We start from the raw sequence: 25,490 nt of genomic DNA on the forward strand, positions 1-25,490 counted from the left end.
CTAAACACCCCAACCCGCCAACACCCACACCGCCACTCACAACGATGTGCGAAAGACGGGGCTAGACGCCGCTCGCCCGGTCCAGCAGGAGGGCGCGTTCGCGCTCGTTGCGGGTCATCGACGCGGCTCGCTCCAGCTCGGCCCTCGCCTCGTCCCGGCGGCCGAGCTTGAGCAGGAAGTCGGCGCGGACGGTGGGCAGGAGGTGATAGCCACGCAGCGACGGCTCCTCCAGCAGCGGGTCGAGGACGGCCAGGCCGGCCGCAGGGCCGTCGGCCATGGAGACGGCGACGGCACGGTTCAGCTCGACGACCGGGGACGGGGGCAGCTCGGCGTACAGGGCGGCGATGCGGTGCCAGTCGGTGTCGGCGGCCGTGGCGGCGCGGGCGTGGCAGGCGGCGATCGCGGCCTGGAGGGTGTACGTGCCGCCGCCGAGGCTCTCCGCGGTCGACAGGGCGGTCAGGCCACGGCTGATGAGGAGCCGGTCCCAGCGCGAGCGGTCCTGCTCCAGCAGCACGATCGGCTCGCCGGACGGGCCGGTGCGGGCCGCGGAACGGGAGGCCTGGATCTCCATGAGCGCGAGCAGGCCGTGGACCTCGGGCTCGGCCGGCATCAGGCCGGCCAGGACGCGGCCGAGACGCATCGCCTCCTCGCACAGCGCCGGGCGCATCCAGTCGTCGCCGGCCGTGGCGGAGTAGCCCTCGTTGAAGATGAGGTAGATGACCTCCAGGACGGAGCCGAGCCGCGCCGCGCGGTCGGCGCCGGTGGGCAGCTCGAAGGGCACCCGCGCGTCGGCGAGGGTCTTCTTGGCCCGGCTGATGCGCTGGCCGGCGGTCGCGCCCGGGACGAGGAAGGCGCGGGCGATCTCGTCGGTGGACAGGCCGCCGAGCACGCGCAGGGTCAGCGCCACCCGGGACTCGGCGGTGAGCGCCGGGTGGCAGGCGGTGAAGATCAACCGGAGGAGGTCGTCCTCGATGGTGTCCTCGCCGATGGCCTCGAACTCGTCCTCGGCGGTCTCGGGGTGCAGCAGGTCGGGCATCCGGGCCTCGAACCGCTCCCGGCGCCTGATCTGGTCGATCGCCCGCCGTTTCGCGGTCGTCATCAGCCAGGCGCCGGGGTTGCGCGGCACGCCCTCGGCCGGCCACTGCTCCAGCGCCGCCAGGAGGGCGTCCTGGGCGAGCTCCTCGGCGAGGCCGACTTCACCGACCATGCGTGCGACCCCGGCGATGACCCTGGCCGCCTCGATCCGCCAGACCGCCTCGATCGCCTGGTGGGTGTCCGCTCGCGTCACGGCACCAACGTAGCGTCAGCCGAAGTCGGCCACCTTGCGGACCTCGACCTCGATCTCGATCTCGTCGAACAGCGCGGTGAAGCGCTGCGCCCACTCCACGGCCTCGGCGTGGTCGCGGACCTGCAGGATCGCGAACCCGGCGATGACCTCCTTCGCCTCGGCGAACGGCCCGTCGACCACGGTCTGCGTGCCGTTCTTGGCGCGGATCACCGCGGCGCCCTCCGAGCTCGGCCGCAGTCCCTCGGCCGCGAGCAGGACGCCCGCCTTGTTCACCTCGGTCATGAACCCGCCCATCCGGGCCAGGAACTCGGGCGTCGGCGACCAGGCGGCCGGGTCGGCGTCGTTGACCTTGTGCATCAGCATGTAGCGCATCGTGGATCTCCCTTGTCGTGGTCCAGCAACTGTCAACGCGTCGAACGGCGGCCGCGGTTTTCGACACCGGCGCCGAACGAGAGTTCCGCCGCCGCGTCGCCGACCTCGCGGCGCAGGATCGGGTCGAGGGAGCGCTCGGCGAGCATGACAGAGGCGAGCCGTCGCGACCGGCCGGCGTACCGGGGGAACGCCTGCCGCACGATGAGCTTCGCGAACAGCTGGTAGCGGCCGGACACCATCGCGGGCGCGTCGGCGAAGAAGCGCTCCACATAGGGGTCGGTGAGCTCCTCCTGGCCGTGCTGCCAGAAGCCGGCCGCGGCGGCCATCGCGATCCCGGCCCGCTCGTCGCGCACGATCAGCTCCCACGCCTCCGCCTTCGCGTCCGCGTCGGGCAGGGCGGCGCGGCACCTGGCGGCCTTCTCGGCGCCGCGGGTGCCGGGGTCGCGCCGGGACTCCGCGGTGACGTCGGCCGCGGACGCGGCGCCGAGCGCGGCGAGCCGGGCGAGCGCGTCCCAGCGCAGGTCCTGGCTGACGACGAGGCCCGTGGCGCCGGTGGGCGCGGGCAGCAGCGGCGAGGACGCGGGCGCCGCCACGCCGGTGAGCACCGAGACCGGTGTGGGGGCGAGCCAGTCGGCGAGCGTCGGGACATGCGGCGGCCCGGCGACCGTCGTCAGCGCGGTCGCGAGCGCGACCTGCCGCCCGCTGCCCGGCGGCGCCGCCGACAGGGCCGCGGCGCAGATCGCGGCGAGCGGGCCGAAGTCGACGAGCCCGCGCCGGGCGAGGTCGTCCCGGGCATACGCGAGGACCTCGACCAGCACGCTCGTCTCCGGCTCGCCGGCCAGCGCGGCCTCCAGCAGGGTGAGGAACGCCTCGGGGGACAGCTCGCCCTCGCCGGCGGCGTCCATCGCCGCGGTCCACAGCAGCGCCCGCGCGTGGGAGTCGGCGATCGTGGGCAGGACGGACGGCAGCGCCGCCAGGCTGGCGGGGTCGAGGAGCACCTTCGCGTAGGTGTCGTCGACGAGCAGCACACCGCCCGGCGGCAGGCCGGACCGCCCGTCCACCGCGACGGACCCGCCGTCGAGGGTGACCGGGGCGTCCCGGACGCGTGCGCCGTGACTGTCGTACACCGTGATCCGGAACCGGTGCGGCCGCAGCGGCGCACCGGTCTGCTCGACGGTCAGGCCCGACGGCCCGGGCAACGGGCGCAACGTGTTGAACCCGGTGCTGCGCAGCCACAGGTCGGCCCAGCCGTCGAGGTCGGTGCCCGCCACCGAGCCCAGCACGGCGAGGAAGTCGGCGAGGCCGGCGTTGCCGAAGCGGAACCGCTCGAAGTAGGCGCGGAGCCCGGCGAGGAACACGTCGTCGCCGAGGAGCGCCGACAGCTGCCGCAGCGCCGCGGCGCCCTTGGCGTAGGAGATGCCGTCGAAGTTGAGGAACGCGGCGGCGGTGTCGGCGACGTCGTCGGGCGCGACGGGGTGCGTGGAGGGCCGCCGGTCGGCGAGCATGCCCCAGCGCTCGCGCCACGCCGCGAAGTCCGCGGCGGCGCCGGGGTGGCGGCCGGTCTCGGCGGCGACCCGCCACCCCATCAGCTCGGCGAACGCCTCGTTGAGCCAGATGTCGTCCCACCACCGCAGGGTGACGAGGTCGCCGAACCACATGTGCGCCAGCTCGTGCGCCATGACCACGAAGCGGCGCAGCCGGTCGTAGTCGGTGGCCACGGTCCGGAAGAGGAACTCCTCCTTGAACGTGACCAGGCCCGGGTTCTCGACCGCGCCGCCCGGGAAGTCGGGGATGAACGCCTGGTCGTACTTGCCGAACGCGTACCGCACGCCGAAGATCTCGTGGTAGCGGTCGAGGTTCGCGGCCGTGGCGGCGAACAGCTCGCCGGCGTCGGCGTCCAGGTGCGGCGCGAGGGACCGGCGGCAGAGCAGGCCGAGCGGGATGCCGTCGTGTTCCGCGGTACGGACGTGCCACGGCCCGGCGAGCACGGTGAAGAGGTACGGCGCGATCGGTGGGGTCGGCTCGAAGGCCCACACGCCGTCGCGGGCCTGGCGCAGCGGCGCGTTGCCGTGCACCGTCCACTGTGGAGGTGCGGTGACGGTCAGCGTGACGGGCGCCTTCAGGTCGGGCTGGTCGAAGCAGGCGAAGACGCGCTGCGCCTCGTCGAGCGGCGCCTGCCCGTACAGGTAGACCTCGCCGTCCTCGGGGTCGACGCTGCGGTGCAGCCCTTCGCCGGTCCGCGAGTAGGCCGCCGAGAACGTCACCTCGAGCCGGTTGGCGGCGCGCAGCCCGGACAGCGGCAGCCGGTTGCCGTCCAGCGTGGCCGGGTCCAGGGTCCGCCCGTTGAGGACGATCCGCTCCGGCCGGACGTCTTTCATCTCCACGAAGGTGGCGGCGCCGGGTGAGGTGCAGGCGAAGTCGACGACGGTGCGGGAGACGTACGTGGCGGAGTCGGTGACGTCGAGGGAGACCGCGTATCCCCCGACGCGGACGAGTGCGGCTCGGGTCTGCGCCTCGACCCGGGTCAGGGCGCGGCTCGGGCTGATCATTCCCCGACGCTACCCGGACCGCGGCGGCGCAATGCGCCTACTCGGCCCGCGACAACGACAGTTCGCGCGGGTCCGGGCCGACGGCGGTGGCGGTCGACCCGGGGGCCACCCGGCCGGCGAGCAGCGCGCCGGCGACCGCCGGCAGCAGCGCGATCAGGAACGCGGCGACGTAGGCGACCGGCCCGGCGGCGACGAGCGCGGCGAACACCGCCCCGCCGACCGCGAGCACCACCGTCGTCAGCAGCGAGTCGGCGACCGACAGCGCGGAGCTGTTGACGCCCTGCTCGTCGGCCCTGGACAGCTGCAGGACCAGCGTGGACGCCGTCGGCGACGCCAGCCCCATGCCGAACCCGGCGACGCACCAGCCGGCCACGACCGCCGCGACGGGGACGGCCGGCGCGACCAGCGCGACCGCCGACAGCACGCCGAGCGCGATCGCCGACAGGCCGGTCCGCAGCCGCGCGGCGGGGCTGAAGCGCTGGCCCTGGCGGGCCTGGATCCACGAGCCGGCGGACCACAGCAGCGCCCCGGCGGTGAGGGTGAGCCCGGCCAGCGACGGGGTGAGGCCGCGCTCGCGGGTGAGCAGCAGCGGGATGAACACGTCGGCCTGCATGAACGCGGCGCCGGCGAGCCCACGGACGAGGATGACGCTCGGCAGGCCGCGGCGGGCGCCGAACGTGCCGGACGGCACCAGCCGCGGCCCGCAGACGGCGACCAGCAGCAGCCCGCCGGCCACGAGGGCGAGCCCGCCGTGCTGGCCACCCCAGTGCAGCAGCAGCACGCCCGCCGCGACGCCGGCCGCCCACGGTATGCGGGCGCCGGCCCGGGCACCGGGGGTGCCCGGGGTGCCGGCGGTGCCGCCGATCGGGCGCACGTGCGGGCCGATCACCGCGGCGACGGGCAGGGTCGCGATCGCGATCAGCAGGAAGACCCAGCGCCAGCCGAGGTGCTCGACGATGAGCCCGGCGATGGCCGGGCCGACCACGGCGGGCAGGACCCACGCGGCGGACAGCGCGGAGAAGACGCGCGGGTGCGCCGACGCGGGGTACGCCCGCCCGACGACCACGTAGAGCGCCACGGTGATGAGCCCGCCGCCGAACCCCTGGACGAGGCGGCCGGCGATGAGCGTCCAGATGCCGGTGGCGAGGCCGGCGCCGAGCAGCCCGAGGCAGAACAGCACGACGCCGGCGAGGATCGGGCGGGCCGGGCCGCGCCGGTCGCACCAGGTGCCGGCGGCGACGGTGGCGACGATCCCGGTCGCGAACGGCCCACCGAACGCGAATCCGTAGAGGGCGAGGCCGTCGAGGGCCTGGGCGACGGTCGGCATGGCCGCCGTCACGGCCACCGCCTCGAAGGCGACGAACGTGACCAGCGTGACCATGCCGACCGTGAGCGCGTTGCGTTTCTGCACCTCGTCACGGTGCAACTTCAACAGCGGTTGAGGTCAACCCAGCGGCGCCGTCACCACCCACGTGGTGTCGGCCACGTAGTTGGCCGGGTTGTCCGACGGCCGGGCGCCGCCGTTGGACGCGATCCACAGGTCGCTGTTGTAGTGCCGCAGGTACATGTCCGGGAAGTTGTACGACTGGAACCGCACCCCGGCCTTGGCGCAGAAGGTCGCGTCGGCGTTGAAGACCGCGGAGCCGTCGCTCGCCGCAAGCTTGACCCGGTAGTCGTTGTGGCGCAGGTACCGGCCGGGGAAGTTGCGCGACTCGAAGGAGTAGCAGGTGTTGTCGGCCAGGCCCGGCACCACGTCGAACGTGGCGTCCTCCCGGTCCAGCACCGGCGAGGAGGCGCTGATCTGGCTCAGCACCCCGAGGCTGGACTGGTGCCGCACGTACCGGTCGGTGAAGCCGGGCGTGGTGGCCCGCAGCGAGTGGAAGCCGCCGGCGACGCTCACGTCGCTGCGGAACCAGGGGGTGCCGATCCGCCAGGTCGTGTCGGCGGCCCAGTTCGTCGCGCTGTCGTAGGCCGCCGTGCCGCCGTTGGCCGCGATCCACACCTCCGAGTTGTAGTGCCGCAGGAACCGGGTCGGGAAGTTGTACGACCGCAGTGAGACGCCCGGTCCCCCGTTGCCGTCGGCGGCGCAGAACGTGGCGTCGGCGGCGAAGAGCGCGGAGCCGTCGTTGGCCGCGAGCTTCACCCGGAACGCCTGGTGCCGCAGGTACTGGCCGGGGAAGTTGCGCGCCTCCAGGGAGTAGCAGGCGGCGCCGGCCAGCCCGGGCCGCAGCACGAACGACGCGTCGAGCTTGTCGGCGGCGGAGCTGCCCGCGGCGATGACGCTGGTGACCGCGGCGCGCCGGGCGCCCCACGTGGTGTTCGTGCCGCCGGTGACGTACTCGATCTCGTCGAGCGCCTCCTGCACGTACTGCTGCATCTCGCCCTGCGGGGTGACGCTGCCGTTGAGCGTGTAGCCGGCGAAGACCCCGAGCATCGGCTCCGCGCCGGCCTGCTCGGCCATCTGCAGGTAGTTGAGCAGGCCGAACTGGTCGGTGGACCAGTACCCCCAGGCGTCGTTCTGGTGGCCGGGCCGCTGCTCGACCGGGCCGATGGTGTTCTTCCAGGCGAAGCGGTTGGCGATGACGGCGCCTTCGAGGTAGTTGCCGCCGGGCACGCGGAAGAAGCCGGGCCTGGTGTCGGCCATCAGCTGCTCCAGGTCGCGGCGCAGGCTGCCGGTCGCCTGGAACGTCGGGCCGATCGCCTGCACGACGTCGAGCCAGACCGACTGGCCGGCGCCGGCGCCGTTCGCGGCGATGACGAACCGGTTGGCGGTCGACACCGGCGCGCCCGGACCGGTGGTGAGCGTGGTGGTGAACTTCTGCCAGCCGGTGCCGAGGCCGGAGACGCTCGACGTAGCGTGGACAGCACCGCCGGTGCTCTCGATGGTGACCGTGAGCGGACCGGTGAAGCCGGCGGTGGCCCGCGCCCAGAAGGCGACCTGGTAGGTGGTCGAGGGCCGGACGCCGATGCCGTAGAAGCCGCCGTTGGCGGCGCCGACGCGCTGCCCGGGGCCGTTGCCGGTGACGGTGAGGCGCAGGGCGCGCTGGTTGGCCGCGTTGAGCGGCCCGGCGGTGTCGGCGGCGATGCTGCCGGTGCCGCCACCGGCGGTGACCAGCGACCACGACGAGGGCGGGTTGGCGGTGCCTCCTTCATGGTGCCGTTGCGGACCACGTTGGCGAGCAGTCCGCCCTCCATCGAGTGGTTGATGTCCTCGATGATGTGGCCGAACTGGTAGGGCCCGACGGCCGTGGTGGTGTGGCCGGCGTCGACGGTGAGCGTGGCGGTGGCGGCGAAGGCGGGCGTGACGACCGACACCACGGCCGTCAATGTTACCGCTAACAGCAGCGGCAGACGGATCTTGACCATGTGAAGAGCTCCTGGATTGCTGGCGGGCAATGCGGTCAGCCTGGAGGCGGTCCCACATTCAGTCAAGACCCTGAATGTTAACGCTCACGTCCCGGAACACATTTCATCGCCCGTTGACATGTGCCGGGAATCAGGGTCAACATGTGTTGGCCAACAGTTGTTGACATCGACGAGGAGGATGCCATGAAGACCGTCGTCGTCGGCGCCGGGCCGACCGGGCTGCTGCTCGCGGGGGACCTCGCCGCCGCGGGCACCGACGTGACCGTCCTGGAGCGGCGCACCAACGAGTCCAACCTGACCAGGGCGTTCGGCGTGCACGCGCGGACCCTGGAGCACCTCGACGCCCGCGGGCTCGCCGACGAGCTCATCGCGACCGGGACGCCGGTGTCGAGGCTGCGGCTGTTCAACCGCGTGCGGGTCGACCTCGGCGTGCTGCCGACCCGCTTCCCGTTCCTGCTGATCACCCCGCAGTACCACGTGGAGCGGCTGCTGGAGCGGCGGGCGCTGGACCTGGGCGCCCGCATCGTGCGCGGCGCGACGGTCACCGGGCTGCGCGGGGACGCGGTCCTGACCGAGGACGGGGCCCACCCCGCCGACTACGTCGTGGGCGCCGACGGCGTGCACAGTGCCGTGCGCGAGGCGATCGGCATGCCGTTCCCCGGCAAGGCGGTGCTGCGCTCGATCATGCTCGCCGACGTGCGGCTCACCGACGCGCCGCGGGACGTGCTCGCGGTCAACGCCGTCGGCGACGCGTTCGCGTTCGTCGCGCCGTTCGGCGACGGGTGGTTCCGCGTCTTCTGCTGGGACCGGCTCGCGCAGCGGCCCGACAGCGCACCGCTGGAGCTCGATGAGGTCCGCGACGTGACCCGCCGGGCGCTCGGCACCGACTTCGGCATGCGGGAGGCGCGCTGGCTGTCGCGCTTCCACAGCGACGAGCGGCAGGTGCCGCAGTACCGGCAGGGCAACGTCTTCCTCGCCGGCGACGCCGCCCACGTGCACTCCCCGGCGGGCGGGCTGGGCATGAACACCGGCCTGCAGGACGCGGCGAACCTGAGCTGGAAGCTGGCCGCGGTCGCGCAGGGTTGGGCCCCCGACGGGCTCCTCGACACGTACCAGAGCGAGCGGCACCCGGTCGGCGAGCTGGTGCTGCGCAGCAGCGGCGGGCTGATCCGCCTCGCGATGCTGCACTCCCGCGCCGCGCGGGCCGGCCGCAACCTGCTCGGCGGGGCGCTGCTGCACGTGCCGACGATCATGCGCAAGGCCGCCGGCACGGTGTCCGGCATCGGGATCGACTACCCCGACGCGCCCCGGCAGCCCGACGTGCTTCTTCCTCCGGATTCGCGCCTGTACGAGCTGCTGCGGGCCGGACGGCACGTCCTGCTCGCACCCTCGGCGCCGGTGGGTTACGACGACCGCCTGACGCACGCGTTGAACGACCGTTTTGTCCTCGTCCGGCCCGATGGCCACACCGCCTGGACCGGCACAGAGCGGGAGCTTCCGGTCGCGCTGCGACGCCACCTCGGCCCGCCACGGTGATCCGCGACACCCCCCGTCCACGTTGCTCTTGACATGGGAGCGGTGATCCATGTGTCATGCCCGTCACAGAGCGGCTCTCGTTGGGTTGCCGCCGACGCCGGACCGCCGCCGCGGGCCCGGCGGCGGCGCACACGGGGACGACGGACGCGCCTGCGAGACGTGCCGGGCCCCGCGCCGCCACGGGGGGCCCGGCACCTCGCTTGTCCTGGTTGTGGCCCAGCCTCGCTTGTTCTAGTTGTGGCCCAGCCTCGGCTTGTCGCCCTCGCGCTCGACCACCACGAACTGGCCCATCATCCCCTCGTCCTCGTGCCGCAGGACGTGGCAGTGGAACATGTACGCCGTCGTCGGGTCGGCGTAGTTGGCGAACGCGGCGATCACCGAGTAGCGCCGGCCGGGCTGCAGGAACAGGGTGTCCTTCCAGCCGCCGAGCTCCGGCGGGGGCGCGGCGCCGTCGACCGACAGCACCTGGAACTGCACGTCGTGGATGTGGAAGCTGTGCGGGGTGTCGTGCCCGTTGGCGACGTTCCAGACCTCGGTGGTGTCCTTGACGACGACGGCGTCCACCCGGTCCATGTCCATCCCGTCGTCGTTGATGTCGCGGCCCTGGAACGTGAAGGTCCGCCGCTGCGCCGCCTGCTTCGGGTCCAGCCGCTGGATGTCGGCGAGCCTCTCCGGCAGCGTCCCGGCCTTCAGGTCGCCGGCCGCCCGCAGCTGCAGCACGTCGAACGAGTCTCGGCCGCCGTGGAACCTGCCGAGGCCCGTCGCCCGGCTGCGCAGCTCGACCCGCTCCCCCGGCCGCATCGCGACGACGACCTCGGCCCGCTCCCCCACCGACAGCCGCACGTGATCGGTGCTGTACGGCGCGGCGAGCAGCCCGCCGTCCGTGCCGATCATCGTGAGCGGGCGGCCGTCGGACATCGTGAAGTCGTACACCCGCGCCGTCGACGCGTTGAGCAGCCGCAGCCGCACCAGTGCGGTCCGCACGTCCAGGAACGGGCCCCGGGTGCCGTTGACGAGGAGCTCGTCGCCGAGGATGCCCACGTCGCTGCCGAACCGGTCGCTCATGCTCAGCTGGTCACCGTCGAAACCCTTGTCCTGCACGACGACCGGGACGTCGTCGACGCCGTACTCGTGCGGCAGCCCGGCCGGCTGCTGGTCGTCGTCCAGGATGAACAGGCCGGCGAGGCCGCGGTAGACCTGCCGCTCGGTGCGGTCACTGGGGTGCGGGTGGTACCAGAGCGTCGCCGCCGGCTGGTCGACCGTCCACGCGGCCTGGTAGTCACTGCCGGGCGGGATCGGGTGGTGCGGCCCGCCGTCGACCTTCGCCGGCAGGTGCATCCCGTGCCAGTGCACGGTCGTCGGCTCGTTGAGCCGGTTGTGCACGTTGACCGCGACCCGCTCGCCGCGCGCGGCCCGCAGGGTCGGGCCGAGGTAGCTGCCGTTGTACCCCCAGGTGCGGGTGTTCGCGCCGTGGCCGAGGTCGCTGGCGCCGGGCTGCGCGGTCAGGTCGAAGACCCGGGTGCCGTCCGCGCCGACGGTCGACGGCGCGAGCGGCGGGATCTTGAGCGGCCGGTCGAACGCGACCTTGCCCACGGTGTCCACGGCCGTGCCGGACACCAGCCAGACGACGGCCGCGACGCCGCCCCCGCAGAGCAGGAGCAGCAGGCCCAGCCCACCGAGAAGCCACTTGCGCACCGTCGTCCCCTTCACCGTTCGCCGTCATAGGTAGCTCTGCTACATGTAGCTTCGCTGCTCACGGCGATCCCCGCATCGGGGAAAACCTCAGGGACAACCCCCAATCGCACCGTCCCGGGCTCCGCGATACTTGGCGGGTGGTTATCGACGCGTACGTGACCTCGCTCGGCGCCGCGCTGCGTGGCCCGCGCGCGGCGAAGCGGGAGCTGCTGACCGAGGTGCGCGACAGCCTGCACGACGCCGCCGCGCACCACGAGTCGGCCGGCCTGCCGGCCCCGGCCGCGGCGCGGCTGGCCGTCGACGAGTTCGGCACGGTCCGCGAGCTCGCCGCGGATTACCAGCGCGAGCTGGCGCTGCTGCAGGCCCGCCGGACCGCCCTCCTCGTCGCCGGCGCCGTCGCCGCCCAGCAGGTGATCTCCGAGGTGGCGTGGCGGTCCGCGGCCACCGGCTGGTCGTGGCAGCCGAGCTGGGGATACATGGTCCTCGCCCGCACCGTCGACTACGCCGGCTACTCCGTCGTGCTCCTCGGCCTGCTCGCCGCCGTCGCCTGCGGGGCCGGCAGCCGCTTCGTCAGCGTCGGCGGCGGCTTCGCCCGCGCGACGGGGATGGCGGCGATCGGCGTCTGCGCGTTCTTCGTCCTCGGCGGGGCGGCCCTGTCGGCGCTGAGCCCCACCTGGCACGCCACGACGTCCGCCAGCCTGTCCCCGACGGCGCTCGCCGCGGCGGTCATCACCACCGCGACGCCGGTGTGGATGGTGTATTCGGGGCTGCGCTGCCTGCGGGCCGCCGCCCCGACGCGGTCAGCCCTGGGCCGGCACCCGGTCCAGGAAGCCTAGGACCTGGTTGATCCGGCCATCCGCGGCGACGGTGACCACGTCGAAGCCCGCGACCGGCGCCTCCTGCCCCGGCAGCCCCATCTCCCAGCCGAACCGCGCCTGGTCGTGGTGGCCGTCGACGGCGCCGAGCGGGGTGATGACGAAGCCCGGGAACTGGGCCTGCACGCCGCCGATCATCCAGTCGATCTCCGACTGGCCGCGGGCCGCCGCCATCGGGTCGGCGAACGTCACGTCCTCGGTGAACAGCGCGTCGATCGCCACCCTGCGGGCCTGCGGGTCCGTCTCGTTCCACACCTCGATGTACCGCTTGACGATGCTCTCGTAGTCGCTCATGCCGTTCAGCCTGCCGGCGCCCGCGCCCCCGGTCGATTCCCCGCGAGGTAATGGCCACGCTTCCGTCCGGGTTCGTACCATCGCCGCATGACGCAACCTGTGGGGGTGTTGCTCCGGGAGTGGCGGGAGCGGCGCAGGCTGAGCCAGCTCGAGCTGTCGATCCAGGCGGAGATCTCGACCCGGCACCTGAGCTTCGTCGAGACGGGCCGCTCCAAGCCGACCAGCGCGATGATCCTGCGCCTCACCGAGCACCTGGAGGTCCCGCTGCGGGACCGCAACGCGCTGCTGCTCGCCGGCGGCTTTGCGCCCGCGTACCCGGAGGGCGGGCTCGACGCGCCGCAGCTGCGGGCGGTGCGGGCGTCGCTGCGGCAGGTGCTGACCGGGCACGAGCCGTTCCCGGCCGTGGTGGTGGACCGGCTGTGGACGATGCTCGACGCCAACGCGCCCGTCCACCGGCTGGTCGCGGGGGTGGCGCCGGCGCTGCTGGAGCCGCCGGTCAACGTGCTGCGCCTGTCGCTGCACCCGGACGGGCTCGCGCCGCGGATCGTCAACCTCGGCGAGTGGCGGGCGCACCTGCTGGGCCGGCTGGACCGCCAGGCCCGCACCACCGGCGACCCGGCGCTGTCCGACCTGCTCGCGGAGCTGTCGGCGTACCCGGGCGGCGACGGCCCGGCGCCCGCCCCGCATGACGTCGTGGTGCCGCTGCGGATCCGCCAGGACGGCGTCGAGCTGCGGTTCTTCAGCATCACCGCGGTGTTCGGCTCGCCGCTGGACGTCACCGTCGCGGAGCTCGCCATCGAGTCGTTCTTCCCCGCCGACGCGGCCACCGCAGCGGCGCTCGGCACGGCGCTCGGCGCCGCCTGACGGTGGCACGTTTCTGGGATTCGAGGAAGTGCGGCCGGCCGTAACGTCATATGCATCGCAAGGCCACACCGAAGAACTTCCCACACCAGAAGGAGCACCAAATGAGCGAGTACGACGGCGGCACCGACTACGGTCACGTCGAGACCGGCGAGAACCACGAGGCGCTGGACCAGCTGCACCAGGTCGACGCCAGCCAGAACAACTACGACTCGCAGTTCAACGTCTACGAGCAGGACCACGCGTCGGCCGAGAACACCAGCTTCGACCAGGGCCACCACGTGTCCATCACGGACCCGAGCGGCGCGCAGTACGAGGAGTCGGACTTCACCTCCTACGACCACTCCGCCGCCGAGACGGACCACGTGTTCGCCGCGGAGGGCTCCGAGTCGGCGTCCTCGAGCGAGTTCCACGAGCTCGAGGCCCTGCAGGCCCGCCTGGACAGCGCGTTCGGCTCGGCGACCGAGCTGCACACCAACGGTGGCCCGGCCATCGCGGGCAGCTGAGCTCCGCACGACCGAAGCTCCTGACGGTGTGGTTGACCGCGCCGGCCCCTGGATTCAGCCCCTGGGGCCGGCGACCCACCAGAGCTGTTCAGATCACCTACGCACTCGGTTGTTCGACTTCGTTCGGGTGTCCGGGACTGTCCGGACATTCCCGGCCGCCCGAACGAAGTCGGCCATCCGGGTGCGTTTTGGTGTTCATTCAGTAAGAAACGCGACCGGTCCTTGATCACACGGACGATCGGCCACACAATGCCGCCCATGGCGCGAATCGGAATCGGTGACGCCGTGGCGATCTGGCGGCACCGCCGCGACCGCCGCCGCCGGCAACAGCAGCAACACAACAACCAGCAGCACAACCAGCAGCAGCGCCGCCGCAACCGCGACAGCGGCGACGGGTGCGACTGCGACGCCTGTGACTGCAACCCGTTCATGCTCGGCTCGCTGCTCGGCCTGATGGCGATCGCCGCGCCCCGGCGGGCACCGCGCCGCACCACGACCGCCCCCGGCCGCGCGGGCGTCGCCGCGATCCGCGGCTACCAGCGCTGGCTGTCGCCGCACCTGCCGACGCACTGCCGGCACTTCCCGACCTGCAGCGACTACGGGTTGCAGGCCGTCCGGCGGTACGGGCTCGTCGAGGGCTCCCGGCTGACCGCGGCCCGCATCCGGCGCTGCAACCCGTCGACCCCGCACGGCACCAAGGACCCCGTGCCGTAAACCGCGTTGCCCGCCCGCGACCCCGGCGGCCACGATGGCGGTCATGCAACCGGACGTGGCGCGGGTCTTCGAGGAGGCGCTGCGGGCCGGCGAGGACCGCCGGTGGGAGCTCGTCACGCACCTGCACGTCCACGGCGGCCGGGAAGCGCTCGGGATCGCCGCCCGGCTCGGGCGGGCCGCCGAGCCGTCCCGCCGCGAGCTCGCCGCCGATGTCCTCGGCCAGCTCGGCACCGTGCTCGGCACGCCCGGTCCCGATTCCGGGGCCGCTCCTGGTCATCGGGCCACGCCTGGCCGCAGTGCCGCCGACGGGCCGTTCCGGGACGAGGCCACGGCGCAGCTGCTGGCGATGATCGCGCGTGAGGACGACCCGGCGGTCCTGTACAGCCTCGCCGTGGCGCTCGGGCACATGGCCGGCGTGGGCAGCGTCGCGCCGCTGGTGCGGCTGCGCGCCCACCCGGACGCGGACGTGCGCGGCGGCGTCGTGTTCGGGCTGCTGGGCCGCGAGACCCGGGCCGCCCTCGACGCGCTGATCGAGCTGTCCGCCGACGACGAGCCCCGCGTGCGCGACTGGGCCACGTTCGGCCTCGCCCGGCAGAGCGACGCCGACTTCCCCGCGCTGCGCGAGGCGCTGGCCGCCCGGCTCGACGACGACACCGACACCCGCGCCGAGGCGGTGCACGGCCTGGCGGTCCGCGGGGACGAGCGGGCCATGCCGCGGCTGCTGTCGTTCCTGGCGGACCCGGATCCCGACGCCGACCTGCTCGTCATCTTCGAGGCGATGTGCGAACTCGCCGCCGCGACGGGCGATCCGCGGCTGCTGCCATATCTGGAGGCGGAGCTTTCGTCGTACACCGGCGAACCCCCGGAACCGGAGCTGCTCCGGGCGCTCGAACGATACGGCCGATTCCATTGACTATCAGAATGCAATTCGGAATTCGGCTCTTGACGCCTTGAAAAGCGCGCAACGTGGGCGTGTTAGGCTCCTGACCTGGACTGCCCCGCGGGTCTACCTAGAGAGTTGCGCATGAGCAATCACCGGTCCGTCGTCATCAACGGCGACCTCGGCAGTGGCAAGAGCACCGTTTCGGTGGAGCTCGCCGGCCGGCTCGGACTGCGGCGCATCAGCGTCGGCGACATGTACCGGCAGATGGCCGAGGAACGCGGCATGACCGCGCTCCAGCTCAACCTCCACGCCGAGCTCGACGACGCGATCGACAGCGCGGTGGACGAGCTGCAGAGCAACATCGCCAAGTCCGGCGAGCAGCTCATCGTCGACAGCCGGCTCGCGTGGTTCTTCTTCCACGACGCGTTCAAGGTGCACCTCATCACCGAGCCCAACGAGGCGGCCCGCCGCGTCCTCGCCCGCCCGCACAGCGAGGTGGAGCGTTACGCGACGCTGGAGGAGGCCAAGGAGCGCCTGCACGGCCGCAGCGAGAGCGAGCGGGTGCGGTTCCTGACCCGGTATGGCGCCGACAAGCTGCGCCTGCGCAACTACGACCTGGTCTGCGACAGCACGCGGGCGCGGCCGGACGACATCGTCGCGATGATCGTGGACGCCTTCGAGGGCCGCCTCGGCGGCGACATCCTCCGCGAGCGGCCGCCGCTGCTGCTGCTGGACCCGATGCGGATCTACCCGACCCGTTCGCTGGACTCCCTGGACTCGGTGGACGGCGCCTTCGTCGCCTCGATCGGCGACGCCGGGCCGGAGGCGCTGGAGCCGCTGACGATCGGGCACTCCGGGCCGGACTACTACGTCATCGACGGCCACCGCAGGCTCAGCGCCGCCGTGCAGAACGAGTTCCGTCTCGTGCCCGCCAGCCTGCTGGCCGAGGGTGAGGAGCCGGTGACCGCGCGGCTGAGCGCCAACGACTACTTCCGGGTGCACGTCACCGACGAGGTGGTCTCGGCGTGGCAGCGGGCTCACAAGATCGAGCTTCCGGTACCTGCCCTGGTTGAGTAGTCCTACTCAGGCCTTTCGCCACGTGGCGGACGAGACTCGTCCGCATGACAACACCAGTGCCCACGAAGACCACCACGGCATTCTTCCTGCAGTCCGCGGTCTCGTTCGGGGTCGCGGTGGTCGGCCTCGGTATCGGCATCGCCTACCTGCCGGTCAACCAGTGGATGCGTGCGTTTCTCGCCATCGGGTTGCTCTACACCGTCACGTCGGCGTTCACCCTTGCCAAGTGCGTCCGTGACCACCAGGAGTCCGCGGGCGTCGTCCAGCGGGTCGATCAGGCGCGCCTGGACAAGCTGCTGACCGACCACGACCCGTTCCGCTCCTAGCTTCTCCGATTCTCGTCCTAGTTTCTCCGTTTTTTCGGACATTTCGGTTCTGTCAGCGCTCGGGTGGCCGCCCGGGCGCTGCCGCATGAGGTGATCGGCTAGATCACACCCGTCATGACTAGGCCAGACGGCGTACTAGCTGTATGGTTCAGCGCAACGTGGCGACCTTGAAGAGCGCCATACTGACCGCGCACGATTGAGTGATCTGGACCACTCTCGGCGCGCGCCGATATGCCCGATCCGGGGCTATCGTGCGGCTTTCCAGTCGTGCTATTTCTTAGGCGTGACTTAAGAATCCTAAAGGTTGCCACAACGGCACTCCGTAGGGTTTCACTCCCCTGGCGAAGCGTGGGATGCTTCGACCCGGAAAACGGTTACGCAAGGTTGCGAGCGACGTACCGAACGCCGATCTTGACGGCATTGCCGAGAATGAATCGCGCCCGGTTTCTCGCCAGACATATGCAGTCGAAAGTAAGGAGCGGAATCACCAACCGAGCATTCACGCCGAAAAGCTCCGACAGGCCAACGTGCCGCGTCGACTGACGGATGTCGACTGATCCGGGAGGATTCCCAGCACATGAGCACGCACGACAACGCTTCCACCAACCGCCGCCCGTTACGACGCACGAGCGTGGGCTTCGTCGCCGCGGCGCTCTTCGCCACCGGCGCGCTGAGCGCCTGCAAGGACCTGCCGGCGACCGGCTCGGCGCCCCGCCCCTCGGCGAGCGGCGCACAGCCCTCCGGTTCGGCCGGCACGGGCACCGCGCCGTCGACATCCGCGTCTCCCGTGGCGTCGCCGTCGAAGAGCGCCGGCAGCTCGACCAGCGCCAAGCCGCCAGCGCCCGGTGGCGGCGGTGGCGTGCCGGCGACCTACACGGTCGCCGGGTACCCGGCCGCGCACAACACCGGCTACCCGCAGGGCCTGCCGGGCGACACCCGCAAGAAGGTGACGCTGACGCCGTACACCGGCCCGATGACGATCACGGTCGCGGGCACGGTCATCGACGGCAAGGACATCAACGGCCACATCGAGATCAAGGCCAAGAACGTGACGATCCGCAACAGCCGGATCCGCGTGGCCAACGTGCAGGCCGTGACCTCCACCGACGACAACGCCAACCTGCGCATCGAGGACACCGAGATCGACGGCCAGCTCAAGGACGCGTCGACCGGTGGTATCGCCCTCATCGGCCGCACCGGCTACACCCTCCTGCGGGTCAACGCCCACGGCTCCGGCGACATCCTGCGCATCGACGGCCGCGGCACGGTCCAGGACTCCTGGCTGCACGACCCGGGCGGCACCGGCTCCGCCCAGCACAACGACGTCATCCAGTCGACGAACGCCATCTACATCCGCATCCTGCACAACCGCCTGGAGAACCAGCACACCCAGACGTCGTGCATCCTGCTCAAGGCCGACATCGGCTCCATCAACGACGTCGTGGTCGACAGCAACCTGATGAACGGCGGCGGCTACTCCTTCTACTGGTACGACGCCAACTACAAGATCACCAACGGCAAGATCACGAACAACAAGTTCATGCGCCAGTCCGGCGGCGGCTTCTGGCCCAAGGGCGGCTACTACGGCACCCAGGCCTTCCAGGCGTCCCAGCTCCCCCAGTGGAGCAACAACACCTGGAACGACAGCGGCCAGCAGATCGGCATGTAGTTCAGGCAGGACCATCAGGCAGGGGCGCGGCGCCATCCACTGGCACCGCGCCCCTGCCTTTTCCCTGCAAGCGCACCATCAGCTTTGCGGACTGGTCGTGAAAGCCAACGACGGCGTGAAACCACCGAACGATTGCCCCCGACGGCGCCGGACCATGCGAGAACGCGACCAGGGAACATCACCGCAACCACAGCACAGACGGCACCCACAAGCACCGACCCACCACCATGATCGAAGGACAACCCCGGCCGCCCGCACAGCCACCACGCGACTTCGATCACGCCGGCATGGCCACGATCGACCCGCAAAAGCCGGCGAACTCGCACACGCGCCCCAGCAGTCAGGTGGCGGCCGCGGGTCTCGCGTGGTCCTGCGCCGTTGGTTGCACGACCAGTGCGGATCGCGTCGACCGCTGACGCCGCCCCTCTCGATCGAACTCGTGTGGTGGTCGTCCGGGTGACCGGGATTGTCCTTTGATCATGGTGATGGCTGGTTTCGGCTGAAGGATCCGCCTGCGGGTCGGCTGACGTTGCGTTGCTGTCCGCGTGCGGGTTCACCGATCCGTCTGGTCACAGGACAGGCCAGCGCGGAGGTGGGTTCTTCCGTCCGGTTGTGGGCCGGGCGCCAGGTGGCGTGGGCACCCGTCCGTGCAGTGGTCGCGGTGATGTTCCCCGGCCGCCGTCCTCACATGGTCCAGCGCCGTCGTTGGCGCTCACAACCCATCCACATCACACCGACCGCCGGCGGCGCGCTCGTCGTCGTTGGTTCACGAGCAGGGTGGCGCGCGCCTCACCGCGGCCGAGCCATCCGCTCGGGGTGGTCAGCTGGCGTTCTGTAAACCGTTGACCTGGACGACGACCGACTCGGCGGCGGCGACGGCCTCGGCGGCGACCAGGACCTCGATGGCGGCCAAGGGCTCGGCGGCGGCGAGGGTCTCGACGGCCGAGCGGCGGCAGCGGCGGCGTACAGGCTGAGGGGCGGCAGCGACGACAGGCATGCCGCCGGCGGCGCGGACGGCGCGTCCGACGAAGCCGACCTTCGCGGCCAGGCCCGCGCCCCGGAAGAAGCGGCGAGGCCTGATGACGCCCGTGGCCAAGGGCTGCGGGTCCGCGTCGGCCGGAATGGCGGCAGGAGCCCCCGCCACCGCGAAACCGGAGGAAGCGAGCGCGAGCGCCGGGGCCGGCGTGGAGCGGCGGCGGAGGCGGCCGACGAAGCTGAGCAGCGGGGCGCCGGCGAGGAAGAGCAGGGCGGCGGCGGCCACCAGGACCAGCGGGAGCCAGGACGAGTCCGCGATCGCCTCGCCGCCGAAGTGGCCGAGGAGCGCGCCGTAGGTGGCCCAGAGGGTGGCGGCCAGAACGTCGTACGAGGCGAAACGGCGGGTCGACACGCCGTTGCGGCCCGCGTAGATGGCGGTGATCATGCGGCCGGCGGGGACGAAGCGGCACAGGAGGACGGCCAGGAAGATGTGCTTGCGCATGGCTTCGTTGAGGCGAAGGGTGATCGCCCTGGGCTTGCGCCGGGTCAGGCGGTCCGGGGTGCCGGCGTCGCGGCGGGCCAGGCGGCGGCCGAGCAGGAACGCCAGGAGGTCGCCGGAGATCGCGCCGACGGCACCCGCGGCGACGAGCAGCAGCAGCTGGACGTGGCCGGTGGTGGACAGGATGCCGCCGCCGATCATCAGGGCCTGAGCCGGGACGACCGGGACGAACGCGTCGACGGTGAGGAGGACGAGAATCGTTGCGTACAGGACACCGGGAGCTGCCACCAGGTCCATGACCGCGTCTACCATGTCCCGCTCACCATGGTCCGCCCCCTACCCCGTCGTCAGTCGACCATTCCCCGTTGACCATGGCAACACGAATGCACCCCGTTCCATGCCCAACTGGTGATGATTGTGTCCGGCGTCTCCTTAGAAACCGCTGAGAAACGCATACCCGCAGGTAGGAAGGGCGGGAAAAGCTAGCCGATGGTCTCGTCCAGGTAACACCAGCGCCAGTACTCGCCGGGCTCGATCGAGCGCATGACGGGGTGATGGGTGGTGAGGAAGTGCTGCGTGGCGTGCCGGCGCGGGGAGGAGTCGCAGCACGCGACGTGCCCGCAGGTGAGGCACTGGCGCAGGTGGACCCAGTCGGTGAAGCCCATCTCGATACATTCCGGACATCCCTCGACCTCCGGGATGTCCAGCTTCTCCGCGGCTTCAATGTGCGGGCAGGTCACAGATCTCCTCGCTCCAGCAGTGACTCTTCCAGGTCCATGTCGCGCTGCGCCTGGCGCAGCGTCTCCTCGGGGATCTTGCCGGTGTCGCGGGCGCGCCGGAAGACCTCGCGTTCGGCGTTCAGCATCTCGCGCCGCAGGCGAGCGTACGCGGCCGACGGCGTTTCCCGGTCGGATCGGCCGAGACGCTCCCAGGCCAGGTTGGAGCGGCTGAGCGCGACCTGCCGCAGCCGTTCGACGACCCCGTCGGGCGCGTCGTCGGCGACCTCCTCCAGGCGGGCCTTGCCGGCCCGGCTCGCCTCGTGCTGCACCGACGCCTCGGCGAGCGCGTCCTCCTTCTCGTCGTCGCCCGGGACCTTCAGCCAGCGGGCCACGGTCGGCAGGGTCGCGCCCTGCAGCACCAGCGTCGCCACGATCACCCCGAAGGCCAGGATCACGAAGAGTCCGCGCGGATAGGCGCCGGCCTGCTGCGGTGACGGCAGCGAGAGCGCCGCGGCGAGGGTCACCGCGCCCCGCATGCCGGCCCAGGAGATGACGGCGGGCGCCGCGAACGTCGGCGAGGGGTCGCGGCGGCGGACCCGTGGGATCAGCCGGGCGAGGTACACGGTCGGGAACAGCCACACGATCCGGGCGACGACCACGACCCCGACGACGGCGGCGAGGCAGCCGAGCGTGAACCAGAACGACCGCTCGACCTGCTCGATGAGCGCGCGCAGCTGCAGGCCGACGAGGAGGAATACCGCCCCTTCGAGGAGGAACTTCACCATCCGCCAGAAAGCGTCCATCTGCAGCCGGGAGGCGGCGGACATGAGCGTCGGCATCCTGTGCCCGAGGGCGAGGCCGGTGACGACGACCGCGACGACGCCGGAGGCGTGGATGCTCTCCGCCGGCAGGAACACCACCCACGGCGTGAGCAGCGAGATCGCGTTGTCGATGAGCGGGTTCTCGACCTTCTTGTGCACGTACCCGAGGACGATGCCGCCGACGATGCCGATGCCGACACCCCCGAGCACGGCGAGCGACGCCGTCTGGGTGATCGACCAGGTGTCGACGGCCTCGCCGACCGCGGCGGCGACCGCCACCCGCAGCGTGACGAGGGCGGTCGCGTCGTTGATGAGGCTCTCGCCCTCCAGCACGGTGACGATCCGCCGCGGCAGGCCGATGCGGCGGGCGACGGCGGTGGCCGCGACCGCGTCGGGCGGCGCGACGACCGCACCGAGCGCGAAACACATGGCCAGGGGCACCTGCGGCAGGAGCGCGTGGAGCGTGAAGCCGACGGCCGCGGCGGTGAACAGGACCAGTCCGACGGCGAGCAGCAGGATCGGCCGGAGATTGAAGCGGAACGCGGGAACCGAGGTCTCCAGCGCCGCGACGTACAAGATGGGCGGCAGGATCCCGAGCAGCACCATCTCCGGGTCCAGCTCGATCTCCAGCACGCCGGGAATGAAGGAGATTCCGATCCCGACCAGCACCAGCAGGATGGGTGACAGCACACCGATCCGCCGGGCCACCACGGAGGTGGCGACGACGACGGCGATCAGTCCGACGATGTTCTCGAGCCCGTGCACGCGGGAAGCCTATCCACCGGTAGGACGCAATGGATGTGTGGTGACGGCGGCCACTCCGGCTGAGACACTGCACCCGCACATGCACGAAGTCGTCAGGTAGGGAAGGATCGTCCCCATGTGTGCCGCGCGACAACTACCGCACCCACCGGGAGGGTGTGCGCATGCCTGACGTCGGCACGACGGCCGACCTGCGCAACCGGCGCCTCGGCCTGCACACGGGCGAACGCATCCGGGTGCTGCTCGTCGAGGACGATCCCGGCGACGCGTTCCTGGTCCAGGAACTGCTCGCGGAGGCCGACGCGCCGTTCGACGTCAGGGTCGCGCAGACGATGCGGGAGGCCCGGCCGCTGCTGCGCGAGGTGCACTGCGTGCTGCTCGACCTCGGGCTGCCCGACGCGAGCGGCCTGGACGGGCTGCGGCAGGTGCTGCACGACGCCGGCCGGGTCGCGGTGTGCGTGCTCACCGGCCTGGAGGACGAGCACCTGGGCACTGCGGCGGTCGCCGAAGGCGCACAGGACTATCTCGTCAAGGGCGCCGTCGACGGTACCGGTCTGTCGCGGGCCGTCCGTTACGCCGTCGAACGCAAGCGGGCCGACGAGCAGGCCCGGCTGCTGCGCGAATCGGAGCTGCGGCAGGCGGAGTCGGCCCGGCTCGAGCGCGGCCTGCTGCCCAAACCGATCATGGCGGGTGTACAGGCGGACCTGTGGTCCATCTACCGGCCCGGCCGCGACCGGGGCCTGCTCGGCGGCGACTTCTTCGACGCGATCGGCGTCGACGGCACCCACCTGCACCTGCTCATCGGCGACGTCTGCGGGCACGGCGTCGACGAGGCGCCGCTCGGGGTGGCGCTGCGCGTCGCCTGGCGGGCGCTGGTCCTCGCCGGCGTGCCGGAGGACCACATCCTGGACTCGCTGGAGCAGGTGCTGGTGAGCGAGCGGCGCACCGACGAGCTGTTCGCCACGGTCGCGGTCGCCACCGTCAACCTCGCCGAGGGCACCGCCCGGATCCGGCTCGCCGGCCACCCGCCCCCGATCCTGATCGCCGGCGACCGGGTCGAGCCGTGTGCCGTTCGGCCGGGGCTCGTGCTGGGCGTGATGCCCGGCGTCCCCCGCCCGGCCACCGAGGTGCGCCTGGGCGAACCCGGCTGGCAGCTCCTGCTGTACACCGACGGCCTCATCGAAGGCAGCGCCGGCCCGGACGCGTCCGGCGGCGAACGCCTCGGCATCGAGGGGATCGTCGACGTGCTGAAGGACCCCGGCCGCGCGCTCCCCCGCGACCTGCCGGCCTGGCTCGCGGCGCAGGCCGAGGGCCACAACGGCGGGCCGCTGTCCGACGACATCGCCGTCCTGCTGCTGGACCCGAGGAGTTCGCGTTGAACCCGACCAGATGGTCGCTCTGGCGCCGGATCATCGCGCTCTGCGCGGTCGTCGCGGGCCTGCTCGGGCTCATCGCCGTCAGCGCCACCGTCACCGCGGCCGCCAACCGGGCGGACACGACGAAGGTGATGGACCGGCTCACGCCCGCGCTCGTCAACACCGAGCAGCTGAACTCGCAGCTGCTGCGCCAGCAGACGAGCGCCCGCACGTTCCTGCTGACCGGCAGGGAGAGTGACCTCGACACGTACAAGGCCGCGCAGCAGTCCGAGACGGAGATCCTCGCCGATACCGAGCGACTCCTCTCCGACGAGCCAGCCCTGCTCAGCACCGTCCACGACGTCGCGGCGGCGACCTCACGGTTCCGACACGAAATCACCGAGCCGCTGATCGCGCAGACCCGCACGGAGGGCCCCAGCGCCGAACGCGCGACGCCGACCGCCGCCTCACGGGCCGTCTACACCGCGGCCTCCAGCCAGATCGACGCGTTGCGCAGCGGACTGAGCACCCGGCGCGACACCGTCGCCGCCGAGGTCCGGTCCTCCAGCAACGTGCTGATCGTGCTGCTCGTCTTCGCCGGAGTCGTGATCATCTTCGCGGGCGTCGCGCTGGCGCTGCTCCTGCGGCGGCTGGTGACCCGGCCCGTGACCGAGCTCGCCGCCGAGGTGCGCATCGTCGCGGGCGGCAACTACGACCACGCGATCACCGGCGGCGGCCCCCCGGAGCTGGCCGCGCTCGCCGCCGACGTCGACACGATGCGCCGGCGGATCAACACCGAGCTGCAGGACGTCGTCGAGGCGCGCCGGCTGGTCGAGGAGGCCAACCGGATGCTCGAGCAGCAGGCCGCCGAGCTGACCAGGTCCAACCGCGACCTCGAGCAGTTCGCCTACGTCGCCTCCCACGACCTGCAGGAGCCCCTCCGGAAGGTCGCCTCCTTCTGTCAGCTTTTGCAGCGTCGGTACGCGAGGCAGCTGGACGAACGGGCGGACCAGTACATCGCCTTCGCCGTCGACGGCGCCCAGCGCATGCAACGGCTGATCAACGACCTGCTCGCCTTCTCCCGCATCGGCCGGCTCACCAGTGGCTTCGCCGACATCGACCTCAACAAGGTCGTCGTCGACTCCGCCGAGCAGTTCGAGTCGCAGCGCGAGTCGACCAGCGCGGAGATCACCTTCGTCGACCTGCCCGTCGTACGAGGGGAGGAACCGCTGCTCGGAGCCCTCTTCAGCAACCTCATCGGCAACGCGCTGAAGTTCCGCCACCCCGACCGCACCCCGCACATCCTCATCGACTGCCAGCAGGTCGGCGAGGAGTACGAGTTCAGCGTCGAGGACAACGGCATCGGCATCGAGCCCGAGTTCGCCGACAAGGTCTTCGTCATCTTCCAGCGCCTGCACGCGAAGGACGCCTACCCCGGGACCGGCATCGGCCTGGCGATCGCGAAGAAAATCGTCGAATACCACGGCGGCAGGATCTGGATCGACCCGTCGCAGACCGTAGGTACGCTGTTCCGGTTCACGCTGCCTGTACCTGTATCTGATCCCGCCGCTGCGCTTTCGTCTTCGTCTTCGGTTGCGTCTGCGTCATCGTCTTCGCTTGAGGAGTCCGTTCAATGACCGCACCCAGGGAGTCGTCCCTGCCGATCGAGGTGCTCCTGGTTGAGGACGACCCGGGCGACGTGCTGATGACGCAGGAGGCGTTCGAGGAGCACAAGGTCCGCAACAAGCTCAACGTCGTCCAGGACGGCGAGGAGGCCCTAGCCTACCTGCGGCGCGAAGGCCCGCACGCGGACGCCCCCCGGCCCGACCTCATCCTGCTGGACCTCAACCTGCCCCGCGTCGACGGCCGCCAGGTCCTGCAGGCCATCAAGGAGGACCCGGACCTGCGCCGCATCCCCGTCGTCGTCCTGACCACCTCCCAGGCCGACGAGGACATCCTGCGCAGTTACTCCCTGCACGCGAACGCCTACGTGACGAAGCCGGTCGACTTCGACAGCTTCATCGCCGTCGTCCGCCAGATCGACGAGTTCTTCGTCAGCGTCGTGAAGCTGCCCCCGCGCGGCTGACCTTCCCCGCCTTCTGACAGATCCGGCCGCGGGCCGCTGACCCCTCAGCACCGCGGCCTTGTCGTCTGCCGTCCAGGCGCGGTGGTACGGCGTGGCCGTCCCGTCAGCGTGGCGGCCCGGATTCGACGCCGGCTTCAACTCGAGTCACAGCCTGACCGCTCCCGGATCGTCGCGTCCTGCCCGCGTCGTGTCCCGAACCGACCCGTCGCGGCCCAGCCTGACCCGTCGCGGCCTGACCCGTCGCGGCCCGTCGCGGCCCGTC

Annotated in this window: 23 protein-coding genes; 13 read left to right on the forward strand and 10 right to left on the reverse strand. The window is 71.7% G+C overall.

Going from position 1 to position 25,490, the window contains the following annotated elements; translation table 11 throughout:
• Positions 1-61: 61 nt before the first annotated feature.
• From ACQEVZ_RS19980 to ACQEVZ_RS20000, 5 genes are read right to left on the reverse strand one after another with little or no spacing between them, the layout of a single operon-like run.
• Entirely contained in the window at positions 62-1,288 is a 1,227-nt protein-coding gene (locus ACQEVZ_RS19980; protein WP_433368566.1) for an RNA polymerase sigma factor, read from the reverse strand.
• Between the two features lie 15 nt (positions 1,289-1,303).
• Positions 1,304-1,660 carry a YciI family protein gene (locus ACQEVZ_RS19985; RefSeq protein WP_344510467.1) on the reverse strand — a complete coding sequence of 119 codons (357 nt, stop codon included), beginning with the start codon at positions 1,658-1,660 and terminating at the stop codon, positions 1,304-1,306.
• Between the two features lie 32 nt (positions 1,661-1,692).
• Positions 1,693-4,209, reverse strand: a complete 2,517-nt coding sequence (pepN, locus tag ACQEVZ_RS19990) for an aminopeptidase N (RefSeq protein ID WP_433368570.1) — start codon at positions 4,207-4,209, stop codon at positions 1,693-1,695.
• A gap of 37 nt (positions 4,210-4,246) precedes the next feature.
• A complete protein-coding gene (locus ACQEVZ_RS19995) occupies positions 4,247-5,620 on the reverse strand; it encodes an MFS transporter (RefSeq protein WP_433368573.1) in 1,374 nt (457 codons plus the stop codon).
• A 33-nt stretch (positions 5,621-5,653) separates the two neighbouring features.
• A complete protein-coding gene (locus ACQEVZ_RS20000; protein ID WP_433368576.1) occupies positions 5,654-6,988 on the reverse strand; it encodes an AbfB domain-containing protein in 1,335 nt (444 codons plus the stop codon).
• Between ACQEVZ_RS20000 and ACQEVZ_RS20005 the strand changes: the two genes are divergently transcribed.
• Together ACQEVZ_RS20005 and ACQEVZ_RS20010 are read left to right on the forward strand one after the other, a co-directional pair.
• Positions 6,963-7,154, forward strand: coding sequence for a hypothetical protein (locus tag ACQEVZ_RS20005; protein ID WP_433368579.1), 192 nt, complete (start codon positions 6,963-6,965; stop codon positions 7,152-7,154). The genes ACQEVZ_RS20000 and ACQEVZ_RS20005 overlap by 26 nt on opposite strands.
• A gap of 604 nt (positions 7,155-7,758) precedes the next feature.
• Complete coding sequence (locus tag ACQEVZ_RS20010) at positions 7,759-9,111, forward strand: FAD-dependent monooxygenase (RefSeq protein WP_344510430.1); 1,353 nt, start codon at positions 7,759-7,761, stop codon at positions 9,109-9,111.
• Positions 9,112-9,342: 231 nt separating this feature from the next.
• On the opposite strand, the gene ACQEVZ_RS20015 is transcribed toward ACQEVZ_RS20010, so the two are convergent.
• Entirely contained in the window at positions 9,343-10,806 is a 1,464-nt protein-coding gene (locus ACQEVZ_RS20015; protein WP_433368582.1) for a multicopper oxidase family protein, read from the reverse strand.
• A gap of 137 nt (positions 10,807-10,943) precedes the next feature.
• On the opposite strand from ACQEVZ_RS20015, the gene ACQEVZ_RS20020 reads away from it, so the two are divergent.
• A complete protein-coding gene (locus ACQEVZ_RS20020) occupies positions 10,944-11,642 on the forward strand; it encodes a permease prefix domain 1-containing protein (RefSeq protein WP_433368585.1) in 699 nt (232 codons plus the stop codon).
• On the opposite strand, the gene ACQEVZ_RS20025 is transcribed toward ACQEVZ_RS20020, so the two are convergent.
• The gene (locus ACQEVZ_RS20025; protein WP_363394514.1) at positions 11,607-11,975 is read right to left on the reverse strand and encodes a nuclear transport factor 2 family protein; all 369 of its coding nucleotides are present in this window, start codon (positions 11,973-11,975) and stop codon (positions 11,607-11,609) included. The genes ACQEVZ_RS20020 and ACQEVZ_RS20025 overlap by 36 nt on opposite strands.
• 87 nt (positions 11,976-12,062) lie before the next feature.
• Between ACQEVZ_RS20025 and ACQEVZ_RS20030 the strand changes: the two genes are divergently transcribed.
• From ACQEVZ_RS20030 to ACQEVZ_RS20060, 7 genes are all read left to right on the forward strand, one after another.
• Positions 12,063-12,839 (forward strand): helix-turn-helix domain-containing protein, encoded by a 777-nt coding sequence (locus ACQEVZ_RS20030; protein WP_433368588.1) that lies wholly within the window; start codon positions 12,063-12,065, stop codon positions 12,837-12,839.
• Between the two features lie 101 nt (positions 12,840-12,940).
• The gene (locus ACQEVZ_RS20035; RefSeq protein ID WP_433368591.1) at positions 12,941-13,342 is read left to right on the forward strand and encodes a hypothetical protein; all 402 of its coding nucleotides are present in this window, start codon (positions 12,941-12,943) and stop codon (positions 13,340-13,342) included.
• Between the two features lie 258 nt (positions 13,343-13,600).
• Positions 13,601-14,056, forward strand: coding sequence for a membrane protein insertion efficiency factor YidD (gene yidD / locus ACQEVZ_RS20040; RefSeq protein ID WP_354900168.1), 456 nt, complete (start codon positions 13,601-13,603; stop codon positions 14,054-14,056).
• Between the two features lie 43 nt (positions 14,057-14,099).
• Positions 14,100-14,969, forward strand: coding sequence for a HEAT repeat domain-containing protein (locus ACQEVZ_RS20045; RefSeq protein WP_433368594.1), 870 nt, complete (start codon positions 14,100-14,102; stop codon positions 14,967-14,969).
• A 111-nt stretch (positions 14,970-15,080) separates the two neighbouring features.
• Complete coding sequence (locus ACQEVZ_RS20050) at positions 15,081-16,016, forward strand: AAA family ATPase (protein WP_344510445.1); 936 nt, start codon at positions 15,081-15,083, stop codon at positions 16,014-16,016.
• A 44-nt stretch (positions 16,017-16,060) separates the two neighbouring features.
• Positions 16,061-16,342, forward strand: a complete 282-nt coding sequence (locus ACQEVZ_RS20055) for a YiaA/YiaB family inner membrane protein (protein WP_344510446.1) — start codon at positions 16,061-16,063, stop codon at positions 16,340-16,342.
• Between the two features lie 577 nt (positions 16,343-16,919).
• Positions 16,920-18,011 (forward strand): hypothetical protein, encoded by a 1,092-nt coding sequence (locus ACQEVZ_RS20060; protein ID WP_344510448.1) that lies wholly within the window; start codon positions 16,920-16,922, stop codon positions 18,009-18,011.
• An 820-nt stretch (positions 18,012-18,831) separates the two neighbouring features.
• Here ACQEVZ_RS20060 and ACQEVZ_RS20065 read toward each other — a convergent pair.
• The 3 genes from ACQEVZ_RS20065 to ACQEVZ_RS20075 form a co-directional block, all read right to left on the reverse strand.
• A complete protein-coding gene (locus ACQEVZ_RS20065; protein WP_433368599.1) occupies positions 18,832-19,797 on the reverse strand; it encodes a DedA family protein in 966 nt (321 codons plus the stop codon).
• Between the two features lie 170 nt (positions 19,798-19,967).
• On the reverse strand, positions 19,968-20,225 hold the full coding sequence (locus tag ACQEVZ_RS20070; RefSeq protein WP_433368602.1) for a UBP-type zinc finger domain-containing protein: 258 nt from the start codon (positions 20,223-20,225) through the stop codon (positions 19,968-19,970).
• On the reverse strand, positions 20,222-21,790 hold the full coding sequence (locus ACQEVZ_RS20075; RefSeq protein ID WP_360560137.1) for a Na+/H+ antiporter: 1,569 nt from the start codon (positions 21,788-21,790) through the stop codon (positions 20,222-20,224). The genes ACQEVZ_RS20070 and ACQEVZ_RS20075 overlap by 4 nt, the downstream gene beginning before the upstream one ends.
• Before the next feature lie 161 nt (positions 21,791-21,951).
• Between ACQEVZ_RS20075 and ACQEVZ_RS20080 the strand changes: the two genes are divergently transcribed.
• From ACQEVZ_RS20080 to ACQEVZ_RS20090, 3 genes are read left to right on the forward strand one after another with little or no spacing between them, the layout of a single operon-like run.
• Positions 21,952-23,166 carry a PP2C family protein-serine/threonine phosphatase gene (locus tag ACQEVZ_RS20080; RefSeq protein WP_344513762.1) on the forward strand — a complete coding sequence of 405 codons (1,215 nt, stop codon included), beginning with the start codon at positions 21,952-21,954 and terminating at the stop codon, positions 23,164-23,166.
• Positions 23,163-24,779, forward strand: a complete 1,617-nt coding sequence (locus tag ACQEVZ_RS20085) for a sensor histidine kinase (RefSeq protein ID WP_433368605.1) — start codon at positions 23,163-23,165, stop codon at positions 24,777-24,779. The genes ACQEVZ_RS20080 and ACQEVZ_RS20085 overlap by 4 nt, the downstream gene beginning before the upstream one ends.
• Complete coding sequence (locus tag ACQEVZ_RS20090) at positions 24,776-25,228, forward strand: response regulator (RefSeq protein ID WP_203847877.1); 453 nt, start codon at positions 24,776-24,778, stop codon at positions 25,226-25,228. The genes ACQEVZ_RS20085 and ACQEVZ_RS20090 overlap by 4 nt, the downstream gene beginning before the upstream one ends.
• The last annotated feature ends 262 nt before the right edge of the window (positions 25,229-25,490 follow it).

Source organism: Dactylosporangium sp. CA-152071 (genome assembly GCF_050936335.1).
Lineage (GTDB): Bacteria > Actinomycetota > Actinomycetes > Mycobacteriales > Micromonosporaceae > Dactylosporangium > Dactylosporangium maewongense.

Excerpts from the sequence above, each read along its gene's own strand:
- ACQEVZ_RS20060 (WP_344510448.1), top strand. The coding sequence starts at position 16,920 with ATGAGCACGCACGACAACGCTTCCACCAACCGCCGCCCGTTACGACGC.
- ACQEVZ_RS20050 (WP_344510445.1), top strand. The coding sequence starts at position 15,081 with ATGAGCAATCACCGGTCCGTCGTCATCAACGGCGACCTCGGCAGTGGC.
- ACQEVZ_RS20090 (WP_203847877.1), top strand. The coding sequence starts at position 24,776 with ATGACCGCACCCAGGGAGTCGTCCCTGCCGATCGAGGTGCTCCTGGTT.
- ACQEVZ_RS20030 (WP_433368588.1), top strand. The coding sequence starts at position 12,063 with ATGACGCAACCTGTGGGGGTGTTGCTCCGGGAGTGGCGGGAGCGGCGC.
- ACQEVZ_RS19985 (WP_344510467.1), bottom strand. The coding sequence starts at position 1,660 with ATGCGCTACATGCTGATGCACAAGGTCAACGACGCCGACCCGGCCGCC.
- ACQEVZ_RS20065 (WP_433368599.1), bottom strand. The coding sequence starts at position 19,797 with ATGGTAGACGCGGTCATGGACCTGGTGGCAGCTCCCGGTGTCCTGTAC.
- ACQEVZ_RS20055 (WP_344510446.1), top strand. The coding sequence starts at position 16,061 with ATGACAACACCAGTGCCCACGAAGACCACCACGGCATTCTTCCTGCAG.
- ACQEVZ_RS20045 (WP_433368594.1), top strand. The coding sequence starts at position 14,100 with ATGCAACCGGACGTGGCGCGGGTCTTCGAGGAGGCGCTGCGGGCCGGC.
- ACQEVZ_RS20005 (WP_433368579.1), top strand. The coding sequence starts at position 6,963 with ATGACGAACCGGTTGGCGGTCGACACCGGCGCGCCCGGACCGGTGGTG.
- ACQEVZ_RS20080 (WP_344513762.1), top strand. The coding sequence starts at position 21,952 with ATGCCTGACGTCGGCACGACGGCCGACCTGCGCAACCGGCGCCTCGGC.
- yidD (WP_354900168.1), top strand. The coding sequence starts at position 13,601 with ATGGCGCGAATCGGAATCGGTGACGCCGTGGCGATCTGGCGGCACCGC.
- ACQEVZ_RS20010 (WP_344510430.1), top strand. The coding sequence starts at position 7,759 with ATGAAGACCGTCGTCGTCGGCGCCGGGCCGACCGGGCTGCTGCTCGCG.
- ACQEVZ_RS20025 (WP_363394514.1), bottom strand. The coding sequence starts at position 11,975 with ATGAGCGACTACGAGAGCATCGTCAAGCGGTACATCGAGGTGTGGAAC.
- ACQEVZ_RS20035 (WP_433368591.1), top strand. The coding sequence starts at position 12,941 with ATGAGCGAGTACGACGGCGGCACCGACTACGGTCACGTCGAGACCGGC.
- pepN (WP_433368570.1), bottom strand. The coding sequence starts at position 4,209 with ATGATCAGCCCGAGCCGCGCCCTGACCCGGGTCGAGGCGCAGACCCGA.